This is a genomic window from Nonomuraea soli, assembly GCF_013761175.1.
Lineage (GTDB): Bacteria > Actinomycetota > Actinomycetes > Streptosporangiales > Streptosporangiaceae > Nonomuraea > Nonomuraea soli.
Genome location: NZ_JACDUR010000006.1, coordinates 704,006 through 727,909 on the forward strand (window position 1 = coordinate 704,006; position 23,904 = coordinate 727,909).

Genomic DNA, 23,904 nt, shown 5'->3' on the forward strand with positions numbered 1-23,904 from the left:
CCTCCATCATGGACAGAAGACCTCCCCTCGTCGCCGGCGCCATGGCGGTCACCGCCGTCGCCGCCGTCCTTCTGGCCGCGTACCTGCAGATCCGGCTGCCCGCCGACTGGGCGCCGGATCCGCCGCTGTCGCCGGACCATCCGGCAGGGCTCGCCTTCCCGGTCGTCGGAGCCCTGCTCATCCACCGCCGCCCCGACCTCAACCTCGGCTGGCTCATGTGCGCGGGCGGGCTGCTCGCGGCCTTCGCGATGCTCACCCAGTCGCTCATGCTCCATCTGGCCGCGGACGGCGCGCTCGACGCGGCCGGGGTGGTGCGCTGGATCAGCGTCTGCTGCTGGTCGGTCGGCGGCGCGCTGATGGCGATCATCCTGCCCGTCTACGCGCCGACCGGCAGGCTGCCCTCTCCCCGCTGGCGGTGGCTGGTGGTGGCGGGTGTGACCGTCGCGATCTCCCAGGCGATCGTGCGCGTGGTCCGCCCCGACCCGCCCCTGGCGGGCTACGCCTTCCCCGAGGTCATCCCCAACGCCCTGCAGATCCGCTCGTTCACCGCCGTCGGGCTCGTCGGCGACATCCTGATCTGGATGGTCAACGCCTGCGTCGTGGCGGCGCTGGTCTCCCTGGCGCTGCGCCTGCGCGGGGCCGACCCGGTCACCCGCCGCCAGATCGCCTGGCCGCTGGCCGCCTTCGCGATCTACGTGGTCTTCCTGCTCCTGGGCGAGGACTTCTGGCTGTTCGCCACGATCTGGACGGGCCTCATCCCGGCGGCGATCGTCTTCTCGGTGCTGCGCTACCGCCTGTTCGGCATCGACACCGTGATCAGCCGCGCGGTGGTCGTCACCGGCCTGCTGGCGATCATCAGCGCCGTCTACTTCGGCGTGGGGGCGCTGGCCGGGCTCATCGTGGCCGAGCAGCACCAGATCGCCGGACTGGTGGCGGCACTGTTCGCCGGGGCCTTCTTCCAGCCGCTGCGCCGGTCGTTGCAGCGGGCGGTCGACCGGGTGATGTACGGCCCCGTCGGCGATCCAGGACTCCTGGCCCAGCGGCTGACACACGAGGTGCGCCGCGCCGATCCGGCCGACGCGCTGGCCGCCGTGGTGTCGGTCGTGCGCGACGGCCTGGCGGTCGACGGGGTGGCGGTGAACGTGCCCGAGGGGCTGCCCGCGCACGTCCAGAGCGGCGACCCCGGACCCGGGGCGAGGGTCATCCCGCTCGTCTGGCACGGCGAGCCGGTGGGCAGCCTGCACATCGGCCGGCCGGGGGCGCGCAGGTTCGCCGCCGCGCACGACGAGCGGGTGGTGCGCACGCTGCTGCCGTACGTGGCCGACGTGGCGCATGCCGTACGGATGGCCGCGGACCTGCAGAGGTCGCGCGAACGCATCCTGGCCGCCCGTGAGGAGGAGCGCCGCCGCCTGCGGCGCGACCTGCACGACGGCCTCGGCCAGACCCTTTCGGGCATGGCCATGACGATCAACATCGCCCGCATCAACCTGCACCGCTCGCCCGACGACGCCGACGTGCTCCTGGCCGACCTGCGCACCGGCATGGACGCGGTCACCGGCGGCCTCAGGGAGCTGGTGTACGGCCTGCGCCCGCCCGCGCTCGATGAGCTGGGCCTGGCCGGGGCGATCGGCGAGCTGGCGGGGGCCGACCCGGCGACCACCGTCACCGTCGAGGGCGAACTGGCCGATCTGCCCGCCGCGGTCGAGGTCGCCGCCTACCGCATCGCCCAGGAGGCGCTCACCAACGCCAGGCGGCACGCGGGCGCCGAGTCCATCGCCATCCACCTGGCCCGCGACGAGGGCCTGCGCCTGACGATCACCGACGACGGCCGGGGCATCGCGCCGGAGCACCGTCCGGGTGTGGGCCTGGCCTCCATGCGCGAGCGGGCGGCGGAGCTGGGCGGGGCGTGCGTCATCTCCTCCGGCGGCCGGGGCACGGTCGTCGAGGCGAGACTGCCCGTCATGGCTGCGTCTGCGGGTTGAACTCGGCCAGCGTGGCGCCGTCGAGCGGCAGCCCTTCGACCCGGAGCACGTCCAGGCCCTTGAACATGTCGCTGGAGTAGACGTAGCCGTTGTAGAAGTAGGCCGACCAGGAGCCGCCCGACATCTCGGGGTCGCGATAGGGCGCGCCGCCGCGCTGGTGGAAGCCGATCTCCCGGGGGCGGGCGGGGTCGGTGAAGTCGATGAGCGACACCCCGCCCTCGTACCAGCCCTGGACCATGACGTCGCGCCCGGTCACGGGCACCAGGGAGCCGTTGTGCGCGCTGCAGGTCAGGGGCGCCAGGACCGGCCGCGGGATCTTGAAGTACCCGCGGAAGGAGAGCCGGCGATCGGCCGAGACGCTGTAGACGCCGTTGGCTCCCCACACCCCGCCGGTCTTGGGGTCGCACACGACCGACTGCCCGCCGCCGAACTCGTCGGAGAAGACGATCGTGTCGCCGTCGGCGCTGAAGACCGCCGAGTGCCAGTAGCCGAAGTGCTGCGGGTCCTGGACCCGGTCCAGCACGCGCGGCTTGAGCGGGTCGGAGACGTCGAGCAGCACGCCGTCGCCGATGCACGAGGCGGCGGCCAGCCGGGTCGGCGCGTGCACGGTCACGTCGTGGCAGCCGCCGACCTTGAGGTTGTCGTTGGCGATCCTCGACGCGCCGCCCTCCAGGATCGTCGGGCTGGCCGCGATCCTCGCGGAGGCGGGATCGGCCACCGGCACCTCCACGACCACGATCATGCCGTGGGCGGCCTCGCACTCCGACGAGCCGGTCATGCTCGGCGAGGAGGTGGCGAACAGGTAGACCTTCTCCGGCGTCGGCGAGGGGATGAGGGTGGCGGTGTGCGACCCGCACGGCGTGGCCACCGCGCCGACGTAGCGGGGCGCGGCCTTGTCGGCGATGTCGAAGATCCGCACCCCCTCCCATCCGCCGGGGGTGTACTGCCCGGAGTTCTGGCAGCTCTCGTCGGGCACGGGCAGGTCGACGGAGAGGAACAGCAGGTTCCCGCTGACGGTCACGTCGTTCTGCGGTCCCGGGCACAGCACCTGGCTCACCACGCGCGGCTGCTCGGGACGGGCGATGTCGTAGACGGTGAAGCCGAGGTAGTTGCCCGCGATCGCGTGGGTGCCGGTGAAGGCCAGGTCGGAGCCGATCGCCTCCTCGACGTCGAGTGGCGCCTGCCGGGCCAGGCTCGTCACCGGCTTCAGGTGGCCGCCGCTCGTCGCGCTCTCGTCGTACTCCCGCAGCGCGGAGGCGTCGATCCTGGTGCCGGAGGAGGCGGACGCCCGAGGGGCGTCCCCGTAGGTGGCGGCGCCCCGCGGCGGCTCGGCCGAGCAGGCCGTCAGCACCAGCAGCAGGCAGAGCAGACCCCGTCGCACAGTGACCCCCGCGCGCCATAGATTCGTGGGAAATGAACCGTAACGCGTGGCTTGCCGCCGCGACAGTGGCGACGCTGCTGGGAACCACCGGCTGTACGGCGGAGCGGCCTGCCGGGGGAGTGGTGCCCACGGGCGCGGCCCCGGTGATCGTCCCCGGCCGTCCGGGAGAGCCCGCAGCGACCGCCACCCCGGGCCAGACCCTGCTGCGCGCCGCCCAGCCGAACGCCGCCGACGTGCGCTTCGCCGAGGCGATGATCGGCCACCACCGGGCCGCCCTGGCGATGGCCGCCCTCGTGCCCGGCCGTACCGTCACCCCGCCGATCGTGGCGGCCGCGGCCCGGGTGCGCGTCTCGCAGGAGGCCGAGATCGGCTGGCTCACCCGGTGGCTGGCGCGCCTGGGCAGGCGGGCGCCGCACGGGCACGACCACGACCTGACGGCGTTGCGCGGGCTCAGGGCGGCGGCGTTCGACCGCGCCTACCTGGCCCAGATGATCGAGCACCACGAGGGCGCGCTGCGCATGGCCGCCGACGTGCTGGAGAAGGGGTCGGACCCGGGGATCAGGCGGCTGGCCGCCGACATCGACAGCGGCCAGACGGCCGAGATCATCAGGATGCGGGACCTGCTCAGAGGTACACGCGCGGGTCGGCGTGCAGCCGCCGCGGCAGCCGTACCTTGATGAACTCGCTGGGGTCGGGCCTGCCTGCCGTGCGCCCGGAGGAGAACGGGAAGTTGTTGTCGTCGAGGACGCCGAGCGTGCGGTCGTCCAGGATGATCACGTCCTCGATCGTCTGGAACGGGAAACGGAAGGGCGTCGAGGGATCGCGCGGGTCGTAGAGGTCGAGCAGGTCGGCCACGAGGGTCTTGACCAGCTCGGTGCCGCGCCGCTCCGCCAGGTAGATCTTCTTCACCTTGGCCGCGTCGCCCTGCAGGTTGTCGCGCTCGATGACGAGGAACCGGTCGCGGTCCACGGCGATGGCGTCGCCGATGGCGTGCGAGGGGTCGTCGAGCCGGTAGGTCCAGTGCCGGGCGCTGTAGCGCCGCTTGCGCAGGTCGTACTCGTACATGCGCAGCGTGCCCGGCTCGTCGCCGGTGACGGTGCCCTCCAGCAGCGGGTAGAGGCGGCGCTGGTCGACCGAGCGGGCCAGTCCCTCGAAGCCCTTGCTGCGCCCCAGGTTGGGCTGCTCGGATCCGAGGGAGGGGTTGTCCGGCGCCTTGACGCCGGGCAGCGGGATCGGCGCGTCGAGCAGCTCGCCGCGGCCGGAGAAGTGCAGCAGGAAGGGGCCGAACTCGTCGCCGATCCAGTAGGTGCCGTCGACGGCGCGCTGGATCGACTCCACGTCGAAGTCGGCGCCGGTCAGCACCCGGTCGGCGCGGGTGAGCGCGAAGGGCACCAGCCCGCGCGGGTCGCGCAGGTTCACCCCGCCCAGCACGTCGATCGTGCCGCGCTGGAAGTCGGGCCGGATGCGGTGGATGCGCAGCAGGAAGTCGGCGCTGTTGTTCTTGGCGCCGAAGCCGTTGTCGGACAGCACGTCGAAGCTGCCGTCGTGGCGGCGGGCGATGCCGCTGAAGCCCTGGATCGGCTGTCCGGGCAGGGGGAGGGTGACGCCGTTGACGGGCGCGGTGCCGAGCTGGGAACCCGACGGCTCGCTGCCCGGGACGTAGGTCTCGGCGGGCAGGGAGGCGAACCCCGCCAGGGAGGCACGATCGCGGTCGGCCGCGGCACCGTGGGCGGGCATCGCGGCCAGGCCCGCGGCCAGGGCGAGCACCGCGATGGAGAGACGCTTCATGATGTCGGACCGTAGGGAGCGGGAGTGAACAGGGTTTGAACTCCGTTCGGATTTTGGGCCCATCATGATCGAAAATATGGTCATATAGAGGGGTGAGTGAGGAAAGCGTCCCAGCCGGTATCGACCCCACCGTGCCGAGCGCGGCCCGGATCTACGACTACTTCCTGGGCGGCAAGGACAACTTCGCCTCCGATCGCGCCGCGGCCGAGCACATCCTGGCGCTGGCCCGCGCACGGGGATACGACATCCGCGAGGCGGCCTGGGCCAACCGCGCCTTCCTCGGCCGGGTCGTGCGCGAACTGGCCGCGGCCGGGGTGCGCCAGTTCCTCGACATCGGCACGGGCCTGCCCACCCGCGAGAACGTGCACCAGATCGTGCGCGAGGCCGCCCCCGACGCGAAGGTCGTCTACGTCGACAACGACCCCATCGTGCTCGTGCACGCCCGCGCGCTGCTGGAGGACAACGCCCGGACCATCGTGGTCCACGGCGACCTGCGCGAGCCCGCCAAGATCCTGGCCGACCCGCAGGTGCGCGCCCACCTCGACCTCGACCGGCCGGTCGCCGTGCTCGTGCTGGCGCTGCTGCACTTCTTCCCCGAGGACGACTACGTGGACGGCCTGGTCGGTCAGCTGATCGACGGCCTGCCCTCCGGGGGCTACCTGGCCGTCTCCCACGGCTACGCGGCCCTGCGCGACGCCGAGGGGGAGCAGGAGGCGCGCGACGTCTACAGCAAGACCTCCGTCGGCGACATCGTGCAGCGTCCCCCGGCCAAGATCGCGGCGATGATGGCGCGGCTGGAGATGCTGGAGCCCGGCGTCGTCCCCGTCGAGACCTGGCGCCCGCATCCCGACCAGTACGCCGGTAATCCCGAGACCAGCGGCTACATCGGCGGCGTGGGCCGAAAGAGCTGACCCGCGTCGCACGGCTTCCGACCGGCGGGACGGCGGACCAGGCGCCGCCCCGCCGTACGGCTCAGCCGGTCCGGACCGGCACCCGCGCGGGCCGGAAGATCTGGCTGCCGTCCGTCCACGGCACCTCGCCCGCCAGGCCGAGCCCGGGCGCCCGCTCCGTGAGCACGGCCAGCGCCTCCTGCAGCTCCATCCGGGCCAGATTCGCGCCCAGGCAGTAGTGGATGCCGCGGCTGAAGGCCAGGTGCTGCACCGGCCCCTCCCTGTCGAGCCGCATCCGGCCCGGCTCGTCGAAGACCGACGGGTCGTTGTTGGCCCCGATGTAGGAGACGATCACGCCCTCGCCCTTGGCGACCACCCCGCCCGAGGGCAGCTCGACGTCCTCCAGCGCCACGCGGATCGGCGTGCTGTCGCCGGGGAACTCCACCCGCAGCAGCTCCTCCACCGCCGGCGGGATCAGCTCGGGCCGCTCCACCAGCCTTTCCCAGCCCTGGTCGAGGAGCCGGACGATGATCCGGCTGAGCATCGAGCCGGTGGTCTCGTAGCCGGCCAGCAGCAGACCCATCGCCTGCTGGACCAGCTCCTCCTCCGACAGCCTGTCGTCCTCGTCGCGGGCCAGGATGAGCGAGGCGAGCACCCCGTCGCCCGGGTCGTCGCGGTGCTGGGCGACGAGGCCGGCCACGTAGGCGTGGAACTCCATGCCGGCCAGGAGCTTGTCGTCGACGCTGAGGCCCGACGACGTCAGCAGCGCGTCGGACCAGCGCGCCACCCGCTCGGTGTCGACCTCGACGCCGAGGATGTCGCAGATGACGCGGACGGGCAGCGGGAAGGCGAAGGAGGAGACGAAGTCGAACTCGTCACCGGCGGCCTCCAGCAGCCCGGTGGCGATGGCCCGCACCCTGGGACGCCACAGCTCGATCTTGCGCGGCGTGAACGTGCCCGCCAGCAGCTTGCGCAGGCGGGTGTGGGCGGGCGGGTCGGTGCTGATGAGCAGGCCTGGCACGTCGGTGAAGCTGAAGCCCTCGTACATGCGGGGCGCGCCCTCGTAGAACAGCTCGCGGCTGAAGCGCGGATCGCTCAGCACGGCGACGGCGTCGTCGTGGCGGGTGGTGAGCACAACGACGTCGCCGCTGGGTAAGCGCACCCTGCCGGTGGGCTCGGCGGCCCGGCGGCGGTCGTAGGCCTCGTGCGGCCGCCCCATCGGGCAGGTGGGGAAGGGGAAATTCTCGATCATGGCGGGAAATGTAACCTGTTCTTATGCCGGACATCGAGGTATCCGGGCGGCAGGTCGCGGTCACCAGTCCCGACAAGGTCGTCTTTCCCGACAGCGGGCACACCAAGCTCGACCTGATCCGCTACTACCAGGCGGTCGGGGACGGCGCGCTGCGCGGCGTCAGCGGCAGGCCGATGATCCTCAAGCGCTACGTGCACGGCATCCAGGAGGAGGCCTTCTTCCAGAAGCGGGCGCCCAAGAAGCGCCCCGACTGGATCGAGGTCGCCGAGCTGAAGTACCGCTCGGGTCTGTCGGCCGAGGAGGTCGTCGTCACCGACCTGGCCCAGCTGCTGTGGGTGGTCAACCTGGGCTGCGTGGATCTCAACCCGCACCCGATCCGCTCCGACGACCTGGCTCAGCCCGACGAGCTGCGCATCGACCTCGACCCGATGCCCGGCGTGCCCTGGCCCGCCATCCTGGCCACCGCCCAGTGCGCCCGCGAGGTGCTGGAGGAGCACGGACTGACGCCGTGGCCGAAGACCTCGGGCTCGCGTGGCTTCCACGTCTATGCCCGCATCGAGCGGCGCTGGCCGTTCGCCAAGGTGCGCAAGGCCGCCGAGGCGGTCGCCCGCGAGGTCGAGCGGCGCATCCCCGACATCGCGACCGCCCGCTGGTGGAAGGAGGAGCGCCACGGGGTCTTCGTCGACTTCAACCAGAACGCCTACGACAGGACCGTGGTCAGCGCCTACTCGGTGCGCGCCGTCGCCGACGCCCGGGTCTCGACGCCCCTGACCTGGGACGAGGTGCCCGGCGTCGATCCGGCGGCGTTCACGATCGACACCGTGCCCAAGCGGCTGGCCGAGCGGGGTGACCCGTGGGAGGACATGGATCTGCACGCCGGCTCCCTTGACGAGCTGCTGGAGTTGTCGGAGAGCCTCGGTCCCGCGCCGAAGCCGCCCAAGGGCAGCATCCCGCTGATCGAGATCGCCAGGGCCCAGCACAAGGAGGAGGCGCTCGAGGCGCTGGAACGCTGGAAGGGCCGCCATGCCGGCGTGGTCGAGCACCTGCAGCCCGCCGACGTGCTGGTCGACGGCATGCGCGGGCGCTCCAGCATCTGGTATCGCATCCGCGTCAACCTGCAGCACGTGCCGGAGGGTCAGAGGCCGCCGCAGGAGCCGCTGGAGGTCGACTACAACCCCTTCGAGGGCGTCGACTGGGAGGCCGTCGCCCGGAGAAGGGAACGTTGAAAACCCTCTCAAACCAGGACATGATCGAATAACATTCGGCCCATGCAGATCGATACGTCCAAGCCGAGCGTGGCGCGCATCTACGACTACTGGCTGGGCGGCAAGGACAACTTCGAGATCGACCGCATCGCCGCCGATCAGCTGACCAAGCTGGTCCCCGACGCCGTCGAGATGTGCCGCGACAACCGTGCCTTCCTCAAGCGCACGGTCACCCTGCTGGCCGAGGCCGGCATCCGCCAGTTCCTCGACATCGGCAGCGGTCTGCCCACCCAGGAGAACGTGCACGAGGTGGCCCTGGGAGCCGCGCCCGACTCCAGCATCGTCTACGTCGACAACGACCCGATGGTGCTCGTCCACGGCAGGGCGCTGCTCAGCGACGCCGGGCACGCCTGGGTGGTGGAAGGCGACATCTACGACCCCGGCGGCATCGTCGCCAAGGCCGCCGACCGGCTCGACTTCGACAGGCCCGTCGCCGTGCTGATGCTGGCGATCGCGCACTTCGTCACCGACGACGCCGAGCTGTCCCGCATCATCACGGAGCTGCGCGCCCACCTGGCGCCCGGCAGCTACATCGTCATGTCGCACGCCTTCGCGGGCGAGCGCACCGGCGACGCCACCGTCCAGGGCGTGCAGGAGGTCTACGCCAAGTCGGCGGCCGGAGGGCTCACCCCGCGCTCGCGCGAGCAGATCGGCGGCCTGTTCGAGGGCATGGAACTGCTGGAGCCGGAGCTGGTGCCGGTGAAGTCGTGGCGGACCTCGACCCCGCCCGACTACACCAAGCCGACCACCATCGGCGTGGTCGCCAAGCTCTAGACGCGGGTCGGGGGCTCGTAGCCCTCGTCGCCGCGGCGGTCGGGCATCTCGATCGACGGCCCGCCGTACTCTGCGGCGATGTCGGGCTCCTCGGTGCTCGCGCCGAGCGGCGACAGGTAGCGGGTCCAGGTGATCCGTCCGCGGGCGGGGCCGTTGAGCAGGCCCGCCCGCTGAGCCGCCGCCGTCCTGCCCGGCCAGCGCACGGGCGGCAGCGGCAGGCGTCTGCCGCGGGCCCTGCGCCACTGCCCGGCCAGCTCGTCGGTGGCCAGCACCTCGGGCCCGGCGTAGTTCTCGATCGTCTTGCGCGGCCCGCCGGTCAGCAGGTCCACCAGGAAGGCCGCCACATCGCGGGCGTCGACCGGCTGCCACGGGATCGTGCGGTCGGCCGGCAGGAACGGCGCCCTGGCGAGCAGGCCGTCGAGCCACTGGTGGAACGGGGTGGCGCGCAGGATCGTCCAGCCCAGGCCGCTGTCGGCCACGAGCCTCTCGGCGCGCAGCTTGTGGGCGAAGTAGCCGACGGGAGCCTGGTCGACCCCGACGATCGAGGGGAAGACGACGTGGCCGACCCCGGCGGAGCGGGCGCACTCCAGCAGGCCGCGCGTGCCGTACACGTCGACCGTGGCGGTCCTTCGCCCGCGGTGGGCCAGGGTCGCCATGTGCACGACCGCCTCGACCCCGTCGAACGCCTGGCGCACGCCGCGGCCGGTGGCCAGGTCGGCCCGCCGCCAGTCGACCGCGGGGTCGGTGCGGGGCTCGCGGCTGAGCGCTCGAACCTCGAAGCCGCTCGAGACCAGGTGAGGGGTGACGACCCGGCCCATCGTGCCGGTCGCTCCGGTTAACAGGACTCTCATTCGGTGGCCTCTACCCGATGACGCTCCCGCCATTTCTCGTGGAGCTGAGGCATCTGTTCGTACATGAACAGGTAGAAGTCGCGCAGCTCGGTCATGGTCCGCCCGCCGTGCGTCTCCTGGCCGCCCAGCACCTCGATGCCCTCGTCGACCATGTCGGCCAGCACCTTGTAGAGCCTGACCTTGGTGAGGGCGACCTCCCACCAGCTGTTCTCGACGACCCGGTACAGGTCGCGGCGCGAGCCCGGCACCGGCTCGCGCGCGACCATGCCCAGCTGGATCAGGTAGCGCACCGCCCCCGAGATCGCCGCCGGGCTCACGCTCAGCCTTTCGGCCAGGTCGGCGGCGCTGAGGGAGTCTTCGTCCGACACCGACAGCGTCACCAGCACCCGCCCGGCCATGGGCGGGAAGCCCCAGTCGCTGAGCATCCGGCTCAGCTTCTCCACGAAGATCCGAACGCCTTCTTCGTCCCGCATCAACACCCCCAGCGTCAAGAACGCGTAGTTTACCGTATTTACAACTTTCAGAAGTTTGTGAAACTTGTGTACAGTCTAAAACATGAACAACGTCATCTCCATGTCCGGCGTGACGAAGACCTTCGGCCGGACCCGAGCTCTCGACGGTCTGGACCTCCAGGTCAGCGCCGGCGAGGTGCACGGCTTCCTGGGCCCGAACGGCGCCGGGAAGTCCACCACGATCCGCGTCCTGCTCGGCCTGCTGCGGGCCGACGCCGGCACCGTGCGGATGCTCGATGGCGACCCCTGGAAGGACGCCGTGGCGCTCCACCGCCGCCTCGCCTACGTGCCCGGCGACGTCACCCTCTGGCCGAACCTGTCGGGCGGCGAGGTCATCGACCTGCTCGGCCGCCTGCGCGGAGGGCTCGACAAGAGCCGCAAGGCCGACCTGATCGAGCGCTTCGAGCTCGACCCGCGCAAGAAGGGCCGCGCCTACTCCAAGGGCAACAGGCAGAAGGTCGCGCTGATCGCCGCGCTCGCCTCCGACGTCGAGCTCTACCTCTTCGACGAGCCCACCTCCGGCCTGGACCCGCTGATGGAGGCGGTCTTCACCGACTGCGTCGGCGAACTGCGCGCGCGGGGCCGCACCGTCCTGCTCTCCAGCCACATCCTGGCCGAGGTCGAGAAGCTCTGCGACCGGGTGAGCATCATCCGCGACGGCCGCGTCGTCGAGACCGGCACCCTGGCCGAGCTGCGCCACCTGACCCGCACGACGATCACCGCCGAGCTCATCGGCGCCCCCAACGGGCTGTCGGGCGTCCACGGCCTGAAGGTCGACGGCAACCGCGTCACCTTCCAGGTCGACTCGGGCGACCTCGACGAGGCCCTGCGTCAGCTGAGCGCCTCCGGCGTGCGGTCGCTGACCAGCCAGCCGCCGACCCTCGAAGAGCTCTTCATGCGCCACTACACGGGGGCCGCGCGATGACCGGCACCCTCTCCCTCGTCCGGCTCATCCTGCGCCGGGACCGGATCGTGCTGCCGCTCTGGGTGATCATCCTGGGCGTGCTGCCGATCAGCCAGACCTCCGGCATCCGCGGGCTCTATTCCACTCCCCAGGAGCTGGAGGCCTTCGCCGCCTCGATGCGGGCGACCCCCGCCTTCTCCGCGCTGTACGGCCCGCTGCTCGACTCCACCGCCCCCGCGCTCGGCATCTGGCGCGCCGGGTTCATCCCCGTGATCATCGCGCTGGCGAGCGTCCTCATGGTGATCAGGCATACCAGGGTCGAGGAGGAGAGCGGCCGCCGCGAGCTGCTCGGCTCCACCGTGCTCAGCCGCAACGCCGCCCTCAGCGCCGCGCTGATCGTGACCTCCGGCGCCTCCGCCGTGCTCGGCCTCACCGTCTTCGCGACCTTCGCCGGCACCTACCCGGTGGCGGGCGCGGCGGCGGCGGGTCTGGGCTACTTCCTGGTCGGGGCGGTCTTCGCCGCCGTCGGCGCGGTCGCCGCCCAGCTCACCGAGAGCGCCTCGGCCGCACGGGCGATCGGCCTGTCGGCGCTGGGCGTCTTCTTCCTGGTGCGCATGGCGGCCACCGTCAGCGAGGCCACCTGGCTGTCCTGGTTGTCCCCGCTGTCGTGGGGGCAGAAGCTGCGGCCCTTCGCGGGCGAGGAGTGGTGGCCCGCCCTGCTGCTGGTGGCCGGGTTCGTGGTGCTCGCCTACGCCGCCTACGCGCTGTCGGCCCGCCGCGACGTGGGCGCCGGCCTGCTGCCGCCCTCGCTCGGTCCCGCCGAGGCCGCCCCCGGCCTGAGCAGCCCGCTGGCGCTGGCCTGGCGCATGCACCGCGGACCGCTGATCGGCTGGAGCGCCGGCATGGCCTTCGCCGGCCTGGTGATCGGCAGCGCCGCCCAGGCCGCCTCCGACGCCCTGGCGGGCAACGAGACCGTGATGCGCATGCTCACCGCCATGGGCGCCGCAGGCGGCGTCGGCGACCTGTTCATCGCCATGCTCGTCAGCGTCTTCGGCCTCGGCGTGGCGGGCTACGCCATCCAGGCCGCGCTCAAGGCGCGCGGCGAGGAGTCGCTGGGCAGGGCCGAGCCGCTGCTGGCCGCCGCGGTCAGCCGCGTCGGCTGGGCGGGCAGCCATGTGTTCTTCGCCTTCGCCGGTCCCGCGATCGCGCTGCTCGTCGCGGGCGCGGGCGTCGGTCTGTCGTACGGCCTGGCCGGCGGCGACGTCGGCACCCAGCTCCCGCGCACGATCGGCGCGGCCCTGTCCCAACTGCCCGCCGCCTGGACCCTGGCGGGGCTGGCCCTGGCCCTGTTCGGCCTGCTGCCGAGGCTGACCGCGCTGGCCTGGGGCGTGCTCCTGCTCTTCCTGCTCTTCGGGCAGGTCGGCGCGGTGCTGGAGCTGCCGCGGGCGCTGCTGGACCTGTCGCCGTTCACCCACTCGCCCCGGCTGCCGGGCGGTGACGTGAGCGCCGCGCCCCTGCTGATCATGGCGGGGATCGCCGCGGCCCTGACGGCGGCGGGCCTGTACGGCTTGCGCCGCCGCGACATCCAGGTCTAGGAGTAGATCACCGAGAGGAACCTGAGCAGGACGGCCTCCCGCTTGTCGGCGGGCAGGCCGTCCAGCACGGCGTTGACCACCGCCATCTCCGGCTGGGCCTGGCTGGTCAGGTCGACGCCGACCGAGGCGGCGAGCTCGGCGAAGGTGGCGTCGTCGAGCGCGTCGAGGTCGAGCCCGGCGATCAGGTCGATCAGCCCGTCGGGAAGCGTGGCAGGGCCCCGCTTCCGGGCGGCCTCGGCCGACTGGGCGATCACCTCCAGCATCGCCTCCACCCCGGCCAGCGTCGCGCCGGTGACGGTGATGTGGATGTTGGCGGGGATGCCCGCGTACGACAGCTGCGGCTGCAGGAACCAGCCGAGCTTGCGCGCCTCGTCGGCCAGGACGAACACGTCGACCTCGGTGGAACCGAAGGCCACCAGCGTCGAGTCTGGCTCGCCCAGCACGCGCAGGCCGTCGATCGCGCCGATGCCCTCGCGCAGCCGGCGGGCCGCCTCCAGCGACCTGCGGCCCAGCTCGACGTAGCCGTCGCGGCCCAGCGCCTGCATGGTCGCCCACGCCCCGCCGAGCGGACCGGCGGACCGCGAGCTCTGCACGGTGGCGTTGATGATCGTGTAGCCGGGCCAGGCCGCCGAGGCGAAGTAGGCCTTGCGCCGCAGCGCCGGATCGCGGAAGAGCACCACGGAGGCGCCCTTGGGCGCGTAGCCGAACTTGTGCAGGTCGCAGGAGATCGAGGTGACGCCGGGCACCGACAGGTCGAAGGCCGGCACCCGCGCCCCCGCCTCCCTCAGCCACGGCAGCAGCCAGCCGCCCACGCAGGCGTCGACGTGGCAGAGCACGCCACGCTCCGCGCAGATCGCCGCGACCCGCTCGACCGGGTCGACCACGCCCTGCGGATAGGAAGGTGCCGAGACCACCACCAGGACGGTGTCGCCGGTGATCGCCGCCTCGACCGCCGACGGCTCCACGCGGTAGGTCTCCAGGTCCACCGGCACGGCGACGACCTTCACCCCGAGGTAGTGGGCGGCCTTGTGGAAGGCCGGGTGGGCGGTGACCGGCACCACCATCTCCGGAGCCCTCGTGGCGGCGGCATCGCGGGCGGCCTTCACCGCCAGCATGATCGACTCCGTTCCGCCGCTGGTGAAGATGCCGTGCCCGCCGCCCAGCAGCTCCGCCACCGCGCCCACCACCTGCTTTTCCATCTCGACGATGCTCGGGAAGGCGGTCGGGTCGAGGGAGTTGACCTCCAGCATCTCGAAGTAGCCGCGCGCGGCGGCCTCGTGCACCTCGGGACGGCCGGTGTCGTAGACGTAGGCGGTCACCTTGCCGCCGCGCACCGGCAGGTCCGCCTCCTTCAGCCGGGCGATCTCGGCGAGCAGGTCCTCGGTGGAGCGTCCGTGCTCGGGCAGGGTCATGCGGGAGTCAACTCCTTGGTGGCCAGGCGGCGGTAGGCGACGACGAACGGGAGGCTGGCCAGCATCAGGGCGGCGGGCAGCGCGGTGAAGCCCAGCGTCAGCCCGGTCAGGGCGGAGTCCGGCTGGGCGGCGGGGGCGTCGAAGGGCGCCGAGACGAACGACGTGAACGCCAGCACCGCGGCGTACAGGCCTGGACCCAGCGCCATCCCGGCGGTCTCTCCTGCGGTCCACAACCCGGTGAACGCCCCGGCCTGGGCGTGCCCGGTGCGGGCGGTGTCGGCGTGCACGGTCTCGGGCAGCAGCGACAGCGGCAGCAGTTGCAGGGCGGCGTAGCAGACGCCGACGAGCGAGGTGATCGCCAGGGTGAACGGCACCGAGGCGACGGCGGGGATGAGGGCCAGCGCCGCGACCGTGAAACCGCCGGTCGCCGCCAGATAGCAGGTGACCATGCCGAAGCGCCGCGCCGCCCACGACCAGACGGGCACGGCCACCGCGCTCAGCCCGACCATGCAGACGAACATCACCGAGGTCAGGCCATAGTTGCCGAGGCGGTAAGCGGCCACGTAGGGCGCTCCGGCGAGCATCACCGAGACGCCGAGCGCCTGGATCACGAAGGCGGCCAGGAGGGCGAAGAAGGGCCGGTTGCCGCGTGCCGTACGGAAGGAGGCGACCAGCCCGAGCGGCGCCGGGCCGGGGCGCGAGCGCACCCAGCGCACCGAGCGGGTCGAGACCAGCAGCACCACCGCCATGACCAGGCCGACCGCCACGCCCATCGCGGCGTACCCGGCGCGGCCGTTGCCCGCCGCCTCCACGATGGCCGGGGCCAGGCCGCCCGCGACGAGGATGCCGGCGGTCAGGCAGACGATCCGCCAGGCCATGATCCGGGTGCGCTCGGCCGTGCTGTCCGACATCTCCGCGGGCAGCGCCACGTACGGCACCTGGAAGCAGGCGAACGCCGAGGCCGCCGCGACGAAGGCGAGCGCCACCCACCACGCGCCGGGGGCGGCGAACATGGCGGCGAAGGCGATCGGCAACGTGGCCGCGCCGATCGCCAGCAACCTGGTGCGCCGGCCGGTGCGGATCGCCTCCCGGTCGCTGGCCGCGCCCACGATCGGGTTGAGCAGCACGTCCCAGGCCTTCGGCACGACCAGGACGGCCCCGGCCAGCGCCGCCGAGACGCCCAGCACGTCGGTGAGGTAGTAGAGGAGCAGCAGTCCGGGAACGGCCGAGAAGACGCCCGTGCCGACCGAGCCCAGCCCGTAGCCGAGCAGCCGGGCCCTGCCTATCGAGGCCATTCGCCCGCCAGCCCCAGCGTCATGTGCGCCTGGCGGTGCAGGTGGCGCCGGAAACGTCGCAGCGCCGCGGGGTCCTCGCCCGCGCGCCGCCTGCCGGTGTCGCCCATCTGGCCGCCCATGACGTAGCCGTTGACGCACCAGATCACGGTCCACAGGGCAGACTCGAGGTCGCCCTCCAGCCTGCCCTCGAAGCCCTCCATCACCATCGCCAGCAGCGGGCGGACATACTGCAGCTCCAGCTCGGCGATGTCGTCGGCGTCCGACAACCAGCGGTGCATCCACAACGCCGACACCTCGGGCCGCTCGAGCAGGAAGTCCAGGTAGCGGTCGATCAGCACGTGGATGGCGCGGACCGGGTCGTCGGCGGGCGGCGCCTCGGCCAGCGCGCCCGCGAGCGCGGCCCGTTCGGCCAGGTGCGCCCGCTCCATGACGGCGAGATAGAGCTCACGCTTGGCCCCGACGTGGTAGTTCACGGTGGCGATGTTGAACCCGGCGGCCTCGGCGATCTGCCGGGTCGACGTGCCGTCGTAGCCGAGCGCCGCGAACAGGCGCGTCGCGGAGGCGACGATCGCCTCCACCTGGCTGGATGTCATAAGAGCCCACGCTATGTCCGCTTTGTCACGTCAGTCAATCGTTTGATGGAAACCCAGCCCAGTCTTGACCAGCTCGGCCCCGCTTGGCCTCCACCAGCGGGTGGCGCTCGCCGCGCACCACCTCCGGCAGCCATCCGGGCAGGTTCACAGGCTCGCCTTCCGCACCCGCACGAGGAACTCCTCGACCGCGCCCCGGTCGGGCCGCTCGGGCAGCACGTCCGGCAGGTCGCCGAGCCCGTCGATCAGCTCCTGGCGCCACCCGACCACCTCGGCATACGGCAGCTCGCCCCGCCGTACGGCCAGCAGCCGCTCCCGGTGGGCGCCCACCTCGACCAGCGGCTCGCCGTGCTCCAGCAGGTGGCGCCCCGACAGCAGCAGCCTGATCATGTGCATGGCCTGCTTGTGGTTGGGCCGCTCCGGCTTCAGGCGGCGGAACTGCGCCTCGGCGTACTCCACGAACGTCTCCCTGGCACGACGGGAGACGAACGCCCCGCGCAGCGCGCGCAACTCCTGGCCGACCGGCGTGGCGAACTCCACGATCGGCGACCACAGGCATTCCAGCACCGTGGGATTGGCCTGCAGGGCCAGCACGCAGAACCGCTCCACCTCCCACGAGAACTGCTCGGGCCCGGGCCCGTCGAGATGGGTGGGCGGCTTGTCCAGGCGCCAGAACAGGGCGGCGGGCACGGCGAAGACGCCGCGCCTGTCGGTGTCGGACGCTTCGGTCTCCAGGCCGTAGGCACGCGAGCCGACGACCACGGAGAGCACGGTGTGCTCGGGGTAGTCCACCGTGCCCACGATAGGGGCGTCAGGACCGCGCCAGCGTGTGGGCGATCTCCGCGGTCGCCTCGTGGAGCCGCCGGTAGAGCCGGTAGCGCTCGTCGTAGGACGCCGCCGGGTCCGGGCGGATCGTGGTAGCGACCGGGTTCCACCCTCCGGTGTCGATGCCGAGGGCCTGCGCGGCCAGCATGGCGTCGCCGTACGCCGCCCCGATCGTGTGGGCGGGCAGGTCCTGGGGCAGTCCGAGCACGTCGGAGACGATCTGCGCCCACAGCCCGCCCCGCGTGCCGCCGCCCACCGCGACGAGCCGGCGCGGCGCGGGCATGACCTCCAGGTTGTGGCGGACCGCGAACGCCGTGGCCTCCAGGGCGGCGCGGTAGAGGTGGCCGCGCCCGTGACGCAGGGTCAGGCCGATCAGGACGCCGCGCGCGTCGGGGTCGAACAGGGGGGTGCGCTCGCCCGCGAAGTACGGCAGCATCAGCAGCCCCTCGCAGCCGGGCGGGACCGCCGCGGCCTCGGCGGTGAGCTCGGCGAACCCCGTTCCGGTCAGGTCGCTCAGCCACGAGGTGACCGCGCCGGAGGTGGCGGTGCCCGCGGCCAGGTTGAAGGTGCCGGGCGTCAGCCCCACCGTGCCCCACAGGTGCGGGCTCGTGGCGCGGGAGGCGAGCACCTGCACGATGAACATCGTCGTGCCGTACATCAGCATGACGTCGCCGGGCTCGCGCACGCCCGCGCTGTGCGCCTCGGCCCAGGCGTCGATGGTCCCGGCCAGCACCGGAAGGCCCTCGGGGAGCCCGGTCCTGGCGGCGGCGCCGGCCGTGACCGTGCCCGCGACCTCGCCGCTCCACAGCAGGCGCGGCAGTTCGAGCCCGGGGGCGATCTCGGCGGCCCAGTCCTCGATCCACCGGTGCGGCTCGTAGAGCGGGGCGCACTGGCTGGCCGAGTGGTGGTCGAGCACGTAGGCGCCGGTCAGCTCGTGCACGATCCACGAGTGCGCCATGAACAGCCGCCTGGTGCGCGCCCACGTGTCGGGCTCGTGCTCGCGCAGCCACTCCAGCTTGGGCCCGACCGCCTGGGAGGTCAGCGGCGAGCCGCAACGTTGCAGGATCTCGAGGTATCGGCGGTTCTGCGCCTCGATCTGCTCGGTGGCGCGGGTGTCGACGCCGTACAGGATGGCCGGCCGCAGCGGCGTGCCGTCGGCGGTGGCCGGCAGCACGCACGGCCCGATGCCGCTGACGGCGACCGCGGCGAGGCCGGGACGGCCCAGCTCGGCGACGATGTGCGCGAAGTCGCGCCACCAGACCTGCTCCGCGTCGTGCTCGAACCAGCCGGGCCCGGGCGTGGAGGTGCGGTGCTCGCGGGTGGCCGTGGCCAGCACGGCACCGTCGGGGGAGAGCAGGACCCCCTTGGAGCTGGAGGTGCCGATGTCGACGCCGAGCAGCATCTACAGCGCCTCGAAGTCCACGTCGAGCTGGAGGCAGACCGCCTGCAGCTCGGCCAGGTGGTCGCCGGGCACGGCGTGGATGTGGTTGGCGCCGAAGCGCTCCAGGAAGGTGGTCGCGGGGGTGTGCAGCCGGGTGAAGGCGTGCGGCCACTCGAAGGTCGACTGGCGGGCCATGGCCTCGTTGGTGGCGTCGTCGTAGAGCTCGAAGGCGCCGCGCGCCACGTGCATGCGGTAGCGGCCCTCCCTGCGGGTCAGCCGGGCGAAGGTGGCCTCGCCGGGCGCCGCCAGGTGGTGGACGCTGGCCCCGCCGGCGGGGAAGAAGAAGACCTCGGGGTAGAAGTGGGTCCTGGCCAGGTTCTCGGCCGGGTCGTCAGAGCGGGCTGCGTACCAGGTGGCGTGCTGGCCGGAGTTGCACAGGTCCCACACGTCACGGTCGGCGTGGTAGTGACGCACGTCGGCGAAGAGCACCGGGTCGCCGCTGAGCAGCTTGAGGATCTGCATGGTCAGCGCGCCGTCCATGTCGGCCTCGGTGGCGCACACGTGCGTCTCCTTCCGGCCCTCCCAGTCGTAGGGGTCGTTGAGGAACGCCTCGGCCACGTCCATCGTGCAGAAGTGGGTGGTCAGCTCGGGCTGGCCCTTGATGCCGGAGAAGTCGAGGTTCCACTCGTCGATGAGCTCGCGCATCGCGTAGTAGGCGCGGATCTGCCGCTCGAAGAGCTCGGGGGTGAGCTGCCTGCCGTCGTAGTGCACGTTGCCGTGCCGCTCCAGCCACTCGCGGGCCTGCTTGACCCGGGTGGAGTCGGCGTTGTCGCTGCGCCGGACGATCTCCCACTGGTCGATCTCCTCGACGTCGACCCCGAACTGGCGCATCCACTGGTCGGTGTTGGCGACGGCGGTGTTCATGCCCATCGGCCGGCCGCCGATGCGGCCGAAGGTGGAACCGCGCAGTCCCTGGACGGCGCGCGCCGCGCGGACCTGGGTGAGCACCCGGCCGAGCACCGCGGGGTCGGTGATGTCGCCCCAGGCGCGCGAGTGGCGGCGGCCGATCTGGTCGAGCGCGCCGCCCCCGGCGAGCATGCCCACCATGCCGGGCTGGGCCGGGTCGATGTTGGCCATCAGCAGCAGCGGGCCCGTGGTGGCCTCCGCGGCGAGCATCGTGAAGTGCGGGAAGGCCCAGACGGCGTAGTTGAAGACGGTGAGGTCGGGCCGCCGGTCGGCCACCCAGCGGGCCTGGCTGGTGGCCAGCTCGTTGGTCCAGACGATCTCGGGGGCGACGACGACCTCGTGGCCCGCGCGGCGTAACTCCTGCGCGAGCGTGGCCGTCGCCTGATCGATGTGCTCCACCAGGTCCCGGGCGACGTAGTCGCGCCCGTCCGACATGTTCAGCAGTCCGATTCGTGCCACGAGAGCTCCTTGAGAAATCGGTTGCTAGAAATCGATTTCCGATAAAGTAGGCTCCCGGTGGCATGGTGTCAATGGCACGCTTGGAGGCGTGGTGTCGAGAATCACGATCAAGGATGTGGCCGAGCTGGCGGACGTCTCGCCCGCCACGGTCTCCCGGGTTCTCAACCACGGCCCCACCGTCGCCGAGGACCTGCGCGACCGGGTCATGGCCGCGATCCGCCAGCTCGGCTACCGCCCCAACAGCCAGGCCCGCTTCCTGCGCACCCGTGCGACCACCGTGCTCGGGCTGATCATCTCCGACATCACCAACCCGTTCTTCACCTCGATGGTCCGCGGCGCCGAGGACGCCGCGAGCAAGGCGGGCTACTCCGTCGTGCTCGCCAACACCGACGAGGACCTCGACAAGGAGCGGCGCTACATCGAGGTCGCCGCCGCCGAGAACATGGCCGGCGTCATCCTGTCGCCCGCCTCGGCCACCCGCACCTCCATCGAGCTGCTGCTCGAACGCGGCGTCCCCGTGGTCACCGTCGACCGCCGCCTGCAGACCGCCAAGGTCGACCGGGTCGGCGTCAACAACGTGCGCGCCGCCCAGGAGGCGGTCATCCGCCTGGTCGACCAGGGCTGCCGCCGCATCGGCTTCATCGCCGGTCCCGCCGAGGTCACCACCGCCGCCGACCGCCTGTCCGGCTACAAGCACGGGCTGCGCGCCTCCGGGCTGCCCTTCTCCCGCGAGCTGGTCGTGCGCGGCGACTACCGCATCGAGGGCGGCCGCGCCGCCGCCGCGACCCTGATGCGGCTCGACCCCCGGCCCGACGCCCTGTTCGTCTCCAACAACCTGATGACGCTCGGGGCCGTGATGACCCTGCGCGACCTCGGGCTGAGCTACCCCTCCGACATCAAGCTCGCCGCCTTCGACGACATGAGCTGGACTCTCGGGCTGAGTGACACGATGACGCTCATCTCGCAGCCGACCTACGAGATCGGCCGCCAGGCCTGCGAACTCCTGCTGCGCAGGATCGCCGGCGAACGTTTCCCTCCCCGCCATGTCGTGCTGGGCGCCACTCTCGACTGAGCCCGCTTCCGTCTTGACGGGAGTCGCCACTGCTCCGAGAATGCGGAGAAATCGATTTCCGGAAGAGGTGCCGGACGATGAAATCCGCAGCGCGCTTATCGGGAGCGCTTCTCATGACCACCGCCCTGCTGACCGTCACGTACGAGGCAGGCGCCTCCACCGCCAGATCCCCGGCGGTGGTGGTGAGCAAGATGACCGGCCCCGACTCCGTGAGCTCCACCGCCACCCGGTGGAAGGTGAAGGCGACGGACCTGGGCGTCATGTGGGACAACGGGGCCGGCGAGATCCTCGCCGCCTTCGGCGACACCTTCGGTGACACCTGGGCCCCTCCGGGGGCCAACGGCAACGACTGGCGCAGCCAGGTGCTGCTCAGAAGCCGCGACCGCAGCCTGTCCGACGGCATGTCGTTCGACAGCGCCGCCACCGACACCCCGGGCCACGCCAAGGAGCTCATCCCCAGCAGGAAGATCGACGGCGACGAGATCACCGTGATCCCCACGGCCGGCGTGTCCGTCGGATCGCGGCAGTACCTGGCCTACATGTCGGTCAGGCACTGGGGACCGCCCGGACAGTGGGACACCAACTACGCCGGCATCGCCTACTCCGACGACAACGGCCAGAACTGGACGACCGCCGGCACCCCGCGATGGGACAACCCCACGGGCGGCGACCACTTCCAGATGGCGGCCATGGCCAGGCGCGACGGCTTCGTCTACCTGTACGGCACGCCGAACGGCCGCAACGGCGCCGCCTACCTGGCCAGGGTGCCCGAGGACCAGATCCTGGTGAAGTCCTCCTACCGCTACTGGACCGGCAGCGCCTGGCAGCAGGGCCAGGACACCCTGGCCGTCCCCATCGTGCAGGCCCCGGTCGCCGAGCTGTCGGTGCAGTTCAACGCCTACACCGACAGGTGGCTGATGACCTACCTGATGGGCGAGGACCTGGTCCTGCGCTCGGCCGCGGCGCCCACCGGGCCGTGGAGCGCGCCGCGGGTCGTGGCGAGCTTCGCCGACTATCCGGGCCTGTACGGCGGCTTCATGCATCCCTGGTCGAGCGGGCCCGACCTGTATCTGGCGTTGTCGGAGTGGACGCCCTACAACGTCTACCTGATCAGGATCCAGCTCGACCGCAACGCGGCGATCGTCAACCCCAACCTGGTCACCGACCCGAGCTTCGAGCGCGACCAGGGCGCGTGGACGTGCACGGGCAACTGCGGCGTCGACAACGCCACCTGGAGCTTCACCGCCGACCACAACGGCTTCGTGCGCTACAACCGCGGCTGGCACGACCTGCACCAGAGTGTCGCCGTCAGCCCGAACACCGACTACGTGCTGACCGGCTTCCTGCGCACCTCGGCCAACAACGACAACGGCTTCTTCGGCGTGCGCAACCCGGGCGGCGCGCCGATCAGGGAGGTCAACTTCCGCGCGATCGGTTCCTGGACCCGGTTCACGGTCGCCTTCAACAGCGGGAACCGCAGCTCGGTGCAGGTCTTCGCGGGGATCTGGACCGACAACGGCGACATGTGGCTGCAGGCCGACGACATCGCGATCGTCCGCGCCGCCCCTTGACGACGCCGCCGGGGCAGGAGTAGGACCCGATCAGTAATCGATTTCTCACAGGAGGCCCTCCGTGACCTATGGCCCCTTCGGCAGCAGCCTGCGCGACCTGCCCCGGCTGCGCACCCACCGCCGGCGCCGCGAATCCAGCTGGGACCGCACCGGCGGCAACGACGACCGCGTCACCGTCGAACCGGGACAGACCGTGACTCTGGCCGACATCCACGGCGCCGGATCGGTCAACCACATCTGGATGACGGTGGCCCCGCGCGACCCCGGCACGCCGGAGACGGCCGACCGCGACTTCCTGCGCAAGCTGGTGCTGCGCGTCTACTGGGACGACAGCGAGCACCCGAGCGTGCTGGTGCCGCTGGGCGACTTCTTCGGCGTCGGCCACGGCCGTACGGCCAACTTCGTCTCGGCGCCGCTGCAGATGAGCCCGCAGGACGGCAAGGCGTTCAACTGCTTCTTCCACATGCCCTTCGCCAGCCGCGCCCGCTTCGAGCTGACCAGCGAGTGCGACAGCGAGGTGCTGTGGTTCTACTACTACATCGACTACGACCAGTTCGAGGAACTGGGCGACGGCCTGGGACGCTTCCACGCCCGGTGGAACCGGCAGAGCCCCGCCGACGGCCTGCCGCAGGACGGGATGTCGAACTCCGAGTGGCTGTTCGGGGGAGTTAACCGCGACGGTGACGGCAACTACGTCATCCTCGAGGCCCAGGGGCGCGGCCACTACGTCGGCTGCGTGCTCAACGTCACGAACCTGCGCCGGACCAGCGACTGGAACTGGTACGGCGAGGGCGACGACATGATCTTCATCGACGGCGAGGCCTTCCCGCCGAGCCTGCACGGCACCGGCACCGAGGACTACTTCAACACCGCCTGGTGCCCCAGCCAGCCGTACCACGCGCCGTACCACGGGCTCACCCTGCCCGGCGGCGAGAACTGGAGCGGGCAGATCTCCATGTACCGCTTCCACGTCGAGGACCCGGTGCCCTTCACCACCTCGATCAGGGTGAGCATCGAGCACGGCCACGCCAACCGCCGCAGCGACGACCTGTCCTCGGTGGCCTATTGGTACCAGGAGCTGCCGCACCAGCCCTTCGGCCTGCCCGAGGTCAGCGCCCGGTTACCGATCTTCTGAAGGA

The 23,904-nt window shown here is 71.7% G+C and carries 21 protein-coding genes; 10 read left to right on the forward strand and 11 right to left on the reverse strand.

Annotation, left to right across the window (positions count from 1 at the left end; genetic code table 11):
- The first annotated feature begins 8 nt into the window (after positions 1–8).
- A complete protein-coding gene (locus HNR30_RS31335; RefSeq protein ID WP_181613646.1) occupies positions 9–1,982 on the forward strand; it encodes a sensor histidine kinase in 1,974 nt (657 codons plus the stop codon).
- Here HNR30_RS31335 and HNR30_RS31340 read toward each other — a convergent pair.
- Positions 1,960–3,363 carry an LVIVD repeat-containing protein gene (locus tag HNR30_RS31340; protein WP_312894766.1) on the reverse strand — a complete coding sequence of 468 codons (1,404 nt, stop codon included), beginning with the start codon at positions 3,361–3,363 and terminating at the stop codon, positions 1,960–1,962. The two genes, HNR30_RS31335 and HNR30_RS31340, sit on opposite strands and share 23 nt — an antisense overlap.
- 32 nt (positions 3,364–3,395) lie before the next feature.
- On the opposite strand from HNR30_RS31340, the gene HNR30_RS31345 reads away from it, so the two are divergent.
- Positions 3,396–4,040: a DUF305 domain-containing protein gene (locus HNR30_RS31345; protein WP_181613647.1), complete on the forward strand. Its 645-nt coding sequence runs from the start codon at positions 3,396–3,398 to the stop codon at positions 4,038–4,040.
- Here the strand turns inward: HNR30_RS31345 and HNR30_RS31350 are convergent.
- Positions 3,988–5,151 carry an esterase-like activity of phytase family protein gene (locus HNR30_RS31350; protein ID WP_181613648.1) on the reverse strand — a complete coding sequence of 388 codons (1,164 nt, stop codon included), beginning with the start codon at positions 5,149–5,151 and terminating at the stop codon, positions 3,988–3,990. The two genes, HNR30_RS31345 and HNR30_RS31350, sit on opposite strands and share 53 nt — an antisense overlap.
- A gap of 92 nt (positions 5,152–5,243) precedes the next feature.
- Here HNR30_RS31350 and HNR30_RS31355 point away from each other — a divergent pair, with 92 nt between their 5' ends.
- Positions 5,244–6,062: an SAM-dependent methyltransferase gene (locus HNR30_RS31355; protein WP_181613649.1), complete on the forward strand. Its 819-nt coding sequence runs from the start codon at positions 5,244–5,246 to the stop codon at positions 6,060–6,062.
- Between the two features lie 61 nt (positions 6,063–6,123).
- On the opposite strand, the gene HNR30_RS31360 is transcribed toward HNR30_RS31355, so the two are convergent.
- Complete coding sequence (locus HNR30_RS31360) at positions 6,124–7,293, reverse strand: cytochrome P450 (protein ID WP_181613650.1); 1,170 nt, start codon at positions 7,291–7,293, stop codon at positions 6,124–6,126.
- Between the two features lie 23 nt (positions 7,294–7,316).
- On the opposite strand from HNR30_RS31360, the gene ligD reads away from it, so the two are divergent.
- Positions 7,317–8,519, forward strand: a complete 1,203-nt coding sequence (ligD, locus tag HNR30_RS31365) for a non-homologous end-joining DNA ligase (RefSeq protein ID WP_181613651.1) — start codon at positions 7,317–7,319, stop codon at positions 8,517–8,519.
- 42 nt (positions 8,520–8,561) lie between these two features.
- Positions 8,562–9,332, forward strand: coding sequence for an SAM-dependent methyltransferase (locus HNR30_RS31370; RefSeq protein WP_181613652.1), 771 nt, complete (start codon positions 8,562–8,564; stop codon positions 9,330–9,332).
- On the opposite strand, the gene HNR30_RS31375 is transcribed toward HNR30_RS31370, so the two are convergent.
- The gene (locus HNR30_RS31375; RefSeq protein ID WP_181613653.1) at positions 9,329–10,183 is read right to left on the reverse strand and encodes an SDR family oxidoreductase; all 855 of its coding nucleotides are present in this window, start codon (positions 10,181–10,183) and stop codon (positions 9,329–9,331) included. The genes HNR30_RS31370 and HNR30_RS31375 overlap by 4 nt on opposite strands.
- The gene (locus HNR30_RS31380) at positions 10,180–10,656 is read right to left on the reverse strand and encodes a GbsR/MarR family transcriptional regulator (RefSeq protein ID WP_181613654.1); all 477 of its coding nucleotides are present in this window, start codon (positions 10,654–10,656) and stop codon (positions 10,180–10,182) included. The genes HNR30_RS31375 and HNR30_RS31380 overlap by 4 nt, the downstream gene beginning before the upstream one ends.
- An 82-nt stretch (positions 10,657–10,738) precedes the next feature.
- Between HNR30_RS31380 and HNR30_RS31385 the strand changes: the two genes are divergently transcribed.
- Both HNR30_RS31385 and HNR30_RS31390 read left to right on the forward strand, forming a co-directional pair.
- Entirely contained in the window at positions 10,739–11,620 is an 882-nt protein-coding gene (locus tag HNR30_RS31385; RefSeq protein ID WP_181613655.1) for an ABC transporter ATP-binding protein, read from the forward strand.
- The gene (locus HNR30_RS31390; protein WP_181613656.1) at positions 11,617–13,194 is read left to right on the forward strand and encodes an ABC transporter permease; all 1,578 of its coding nucleotides are present in this window, start codon (positions 11,617–11,619) and stop codon (positions 13,192–13,194) included. Before HNR30_RS31385 ends, HNR30_RS31390 begins: the two co-directional genes overlap by 4 nt.
- Here the strand turns inward: HNR30_RS31390 and HNR30_RS31395 are convergent.
- From HNR30_RS31395 to HNR30_RS31420, 6 genes are all read right to left on the reverse strand, one after another.
- The gene (locus HNR30_RS31395) at positions 13,191–14,606 is read right to left on the reverse strand and encodes a pyridoxal phosphate-dependent decarboxylase family protein (RefSeq protein WP_181613657.1); all 1,416 of its coding nucleotides are present in this window, start codon (positions 14,604–14,606) and stop codon (positions 13,191–13,193) included. The two genes, HNR30_RS31390 and HNR30_RS31395, sit on opposite strands and share 4 nt — an antisense overlap.
- The gene (locus tag HNR30_RS31400; RefSeq protein WP_181613658.1) at positions 14,603–15,901 is read right to left on the reverse strand and encodes an MFS transporter; all 1,299 of its coding nucleotides are present in this window, start codon (positions 15,899–15,901) and stop codon (positions 14,603–14,605) included. Before HNR30_RS31400 ends, HNR30_RS31395 begins: the two co-directional genes overlap by 4 nt.
- Entirely contained in the window at positions 15,889–16,494 is a 606-nt protein-coding gene (locus tag HNR30_RS31405; RefSeq protein ID WP_181613659.1) for a TetR/AcrR family transcriptional regulator, read from the reverse strand. Before HNR30_RS31405 ends, HNR30_RS31400 begins: the two co-directional genes overlap by 13 nt.
- A 144-nt stretch (positions 16,495–16,638) precedes the next feature.
- Positions 16,639–17,283 carry a nucleotidyltransferase domain-containing protein gene (locus HNR30_RS31410; protein WP_181613660.1) on the reverse strand — a complete coding sequence of 215 codons (645 nt, stop codon included), beginning with the start codon at positions 17,281–17,283 and terminating at the stop codon, positions 16,639–16,641.
- A gap of 19 nt (positions 17,284–17,302) precedes the next feature.
- The gene (locus HNR30_RS31415) at positions 17,303–18,718 is read right to left on the reverse strand and encodes an FGGY-family carbohydrate kinase (protein ID WP_181613661.1); all 1,416 of its coding nucleotides are present in this window, start codon (positions 18,716–18,718) and stop codon (positions 17,303–17,305) included.
- On the reverse strand, positions 18,719–20,122 hold the full coding sequence (locus HNR30_RS31420) for an L-fucose/L-arabinose isomerase family protein (RefSeq protein ID WP_181613662.1): 1,404 nt from the start codon (positions 20,120–20,122) through the stop codon (positions 18,719–18,721).
- A gap of 88 nt (positions 20,123–20,210) precedes the next feature.
- Between HNR30_RS31420 and HNR30_RS31425 the strand changes: the two genes are divergently transcribed.
- From HNR30_RS31425 to HNR30_RS31435, 3 genes are all read left to right on the forward strand, one after another.
- On the forward strand, positions 20,211–21,194 hold the full coding sequence (locus HNR30_RS31425; RefSeq protein ID WP_220134167.1) for a LacI family DNA-binding transcriptional regulator: 984 nt from the start codon (positions 20,211–20,213) through the stop codon (positions 21,192–21,194).
- A gap of 113 nt (positions 21,195–21,307) precedes the next feature.
- Positions 21,308–22,765 carry a glycoside hydrolase family 183 protein gene (locus HNR30_RS31430; protein ID WP_220134168.1) on the forward strand — a complete coding sequence of 486 codons (1,458 nt, stop codon included), beginning with the start codon at positions 21,308–21,310 and terminating at the stop codon, positions 22,763–22,765.
- A gap of 61 nt (positions 22,766–22,826) precedes the next feature.
- Positions 22,827–23,900 (forward strand): glycoside hydrolase family 172 protein, encoded by a 1,074-nt coding sequence (locus HNR30_RS31435; RefSeq protein WP_181613664.1) that lies wholly within the window; start codon positions 22,827–22,829, stop codon positions 23,898–23,900.
- The last annotated feature ends 4 nt before the right edge of the window (positions 23,901–23,904 follow it).

Coding starts and splice junctions, on each gene's coding strand:
- HNR30_RS31335 (WP_181613646.1), top strand. CDS start 9: ATGGACAGAAGACCTCCCCTCGTCGCCGGCGCCATGGCGGTCACCGCC.
- HNR30_RS31415 (WP_181613661.1), bottom strand. CDS start 18,718: ATGCTGCTCGGCGTCGACATCGGCACCTCCAGCTCCAAGGGGGTCCTG.
- HNR30_RS31430 (WP_220134168.1), top strand. CDS start 21,308: ATGACCACCGCCCTGCTGACCGTCACGTACGAGGCAGGCGCCTCCACC.
- HNR30_RS31345 (WP_181613647.1), top strand. CDS start 3,396: ATGAACCGTAACGCGTGGCTTGCCGCCGCGACAGTGGCGACGCTGCTG.
- ligD (WP_181613651.1), top strand. CDS start 7,317: ATGCCGGACATCGAGGTATCCGGGCGGCAGGTCGCGGTCACCAGTCCC.
- HNR30_RS31405 (WP_181613659.1), bottom strand. CDS start 16,494: ATGACATCCAGCCAGGTGGAGGCGATCGTCGCCTCCGCGACGCGCCTG.
- HNR30_RS31350 (WP_181613648.1), bottom strand. CDS start 5,151: ATGAAGCGTCTCTCCATCGCGGTGCTCGCCCTGGCCGCGGGCCTGGCC.
- HNR30_RS31375 (WP_181613653.1), bottom strand. CDS start 10,183: ATGAGAGTCCTGTTAACCGGAGCGACCGGCACGATGGGCCGGGTCGTC.
- HNR30_RS31400 (WP_181613658.1), bottom strand. CDS start 15,901: ATGGCCTCGATAGGCAGGGCCCGGCTGCTCGGCTACGGGCTGGGCTCG.
- HNR30_RS31370 (WP_181613652.1), top strand. CDS start 8,562: ATGCAGATCGATACGTCCAAGCCGAGCGTGGCGCGCATCTACGACTAC.
- HNR30_RS31390 (WP_181613656.1), top strand. CDS start 11,617: ATGACCGGCACCCTCTCCCTCGTCCGGCTCATCCTGCGCCGGGACCGG.
- HNR30_RS31395 (WP_181613657.1), bottom strand. CDS start 14,606: ATGACCCTGCCCGAGCACGGACGCTCCACCGAGGACCTGCTCGCCGAG.
- HNR30_RS31385 (WP_181613655.1), top strand. CDS start 10,739: ATGAACAACGTCATCTCCATGTCCGGCGTGACGAAGACCTTCGGCCGG.
- HNR30_RS31360 (WP_181613650.1), bottom strand. CDS start 7,293: ATGATCGAGAATTTCCCCTTCCCCACCTGCCCGATGGGGCGGCCGCAC.
- HNR30_RS31380 (WP_181613654.1), bottom strand. CDS start 10,656: ATGCGGGACGAAGAAGGCGTTCGGATCTTCGTGGAGAAGCTGAGCCGG.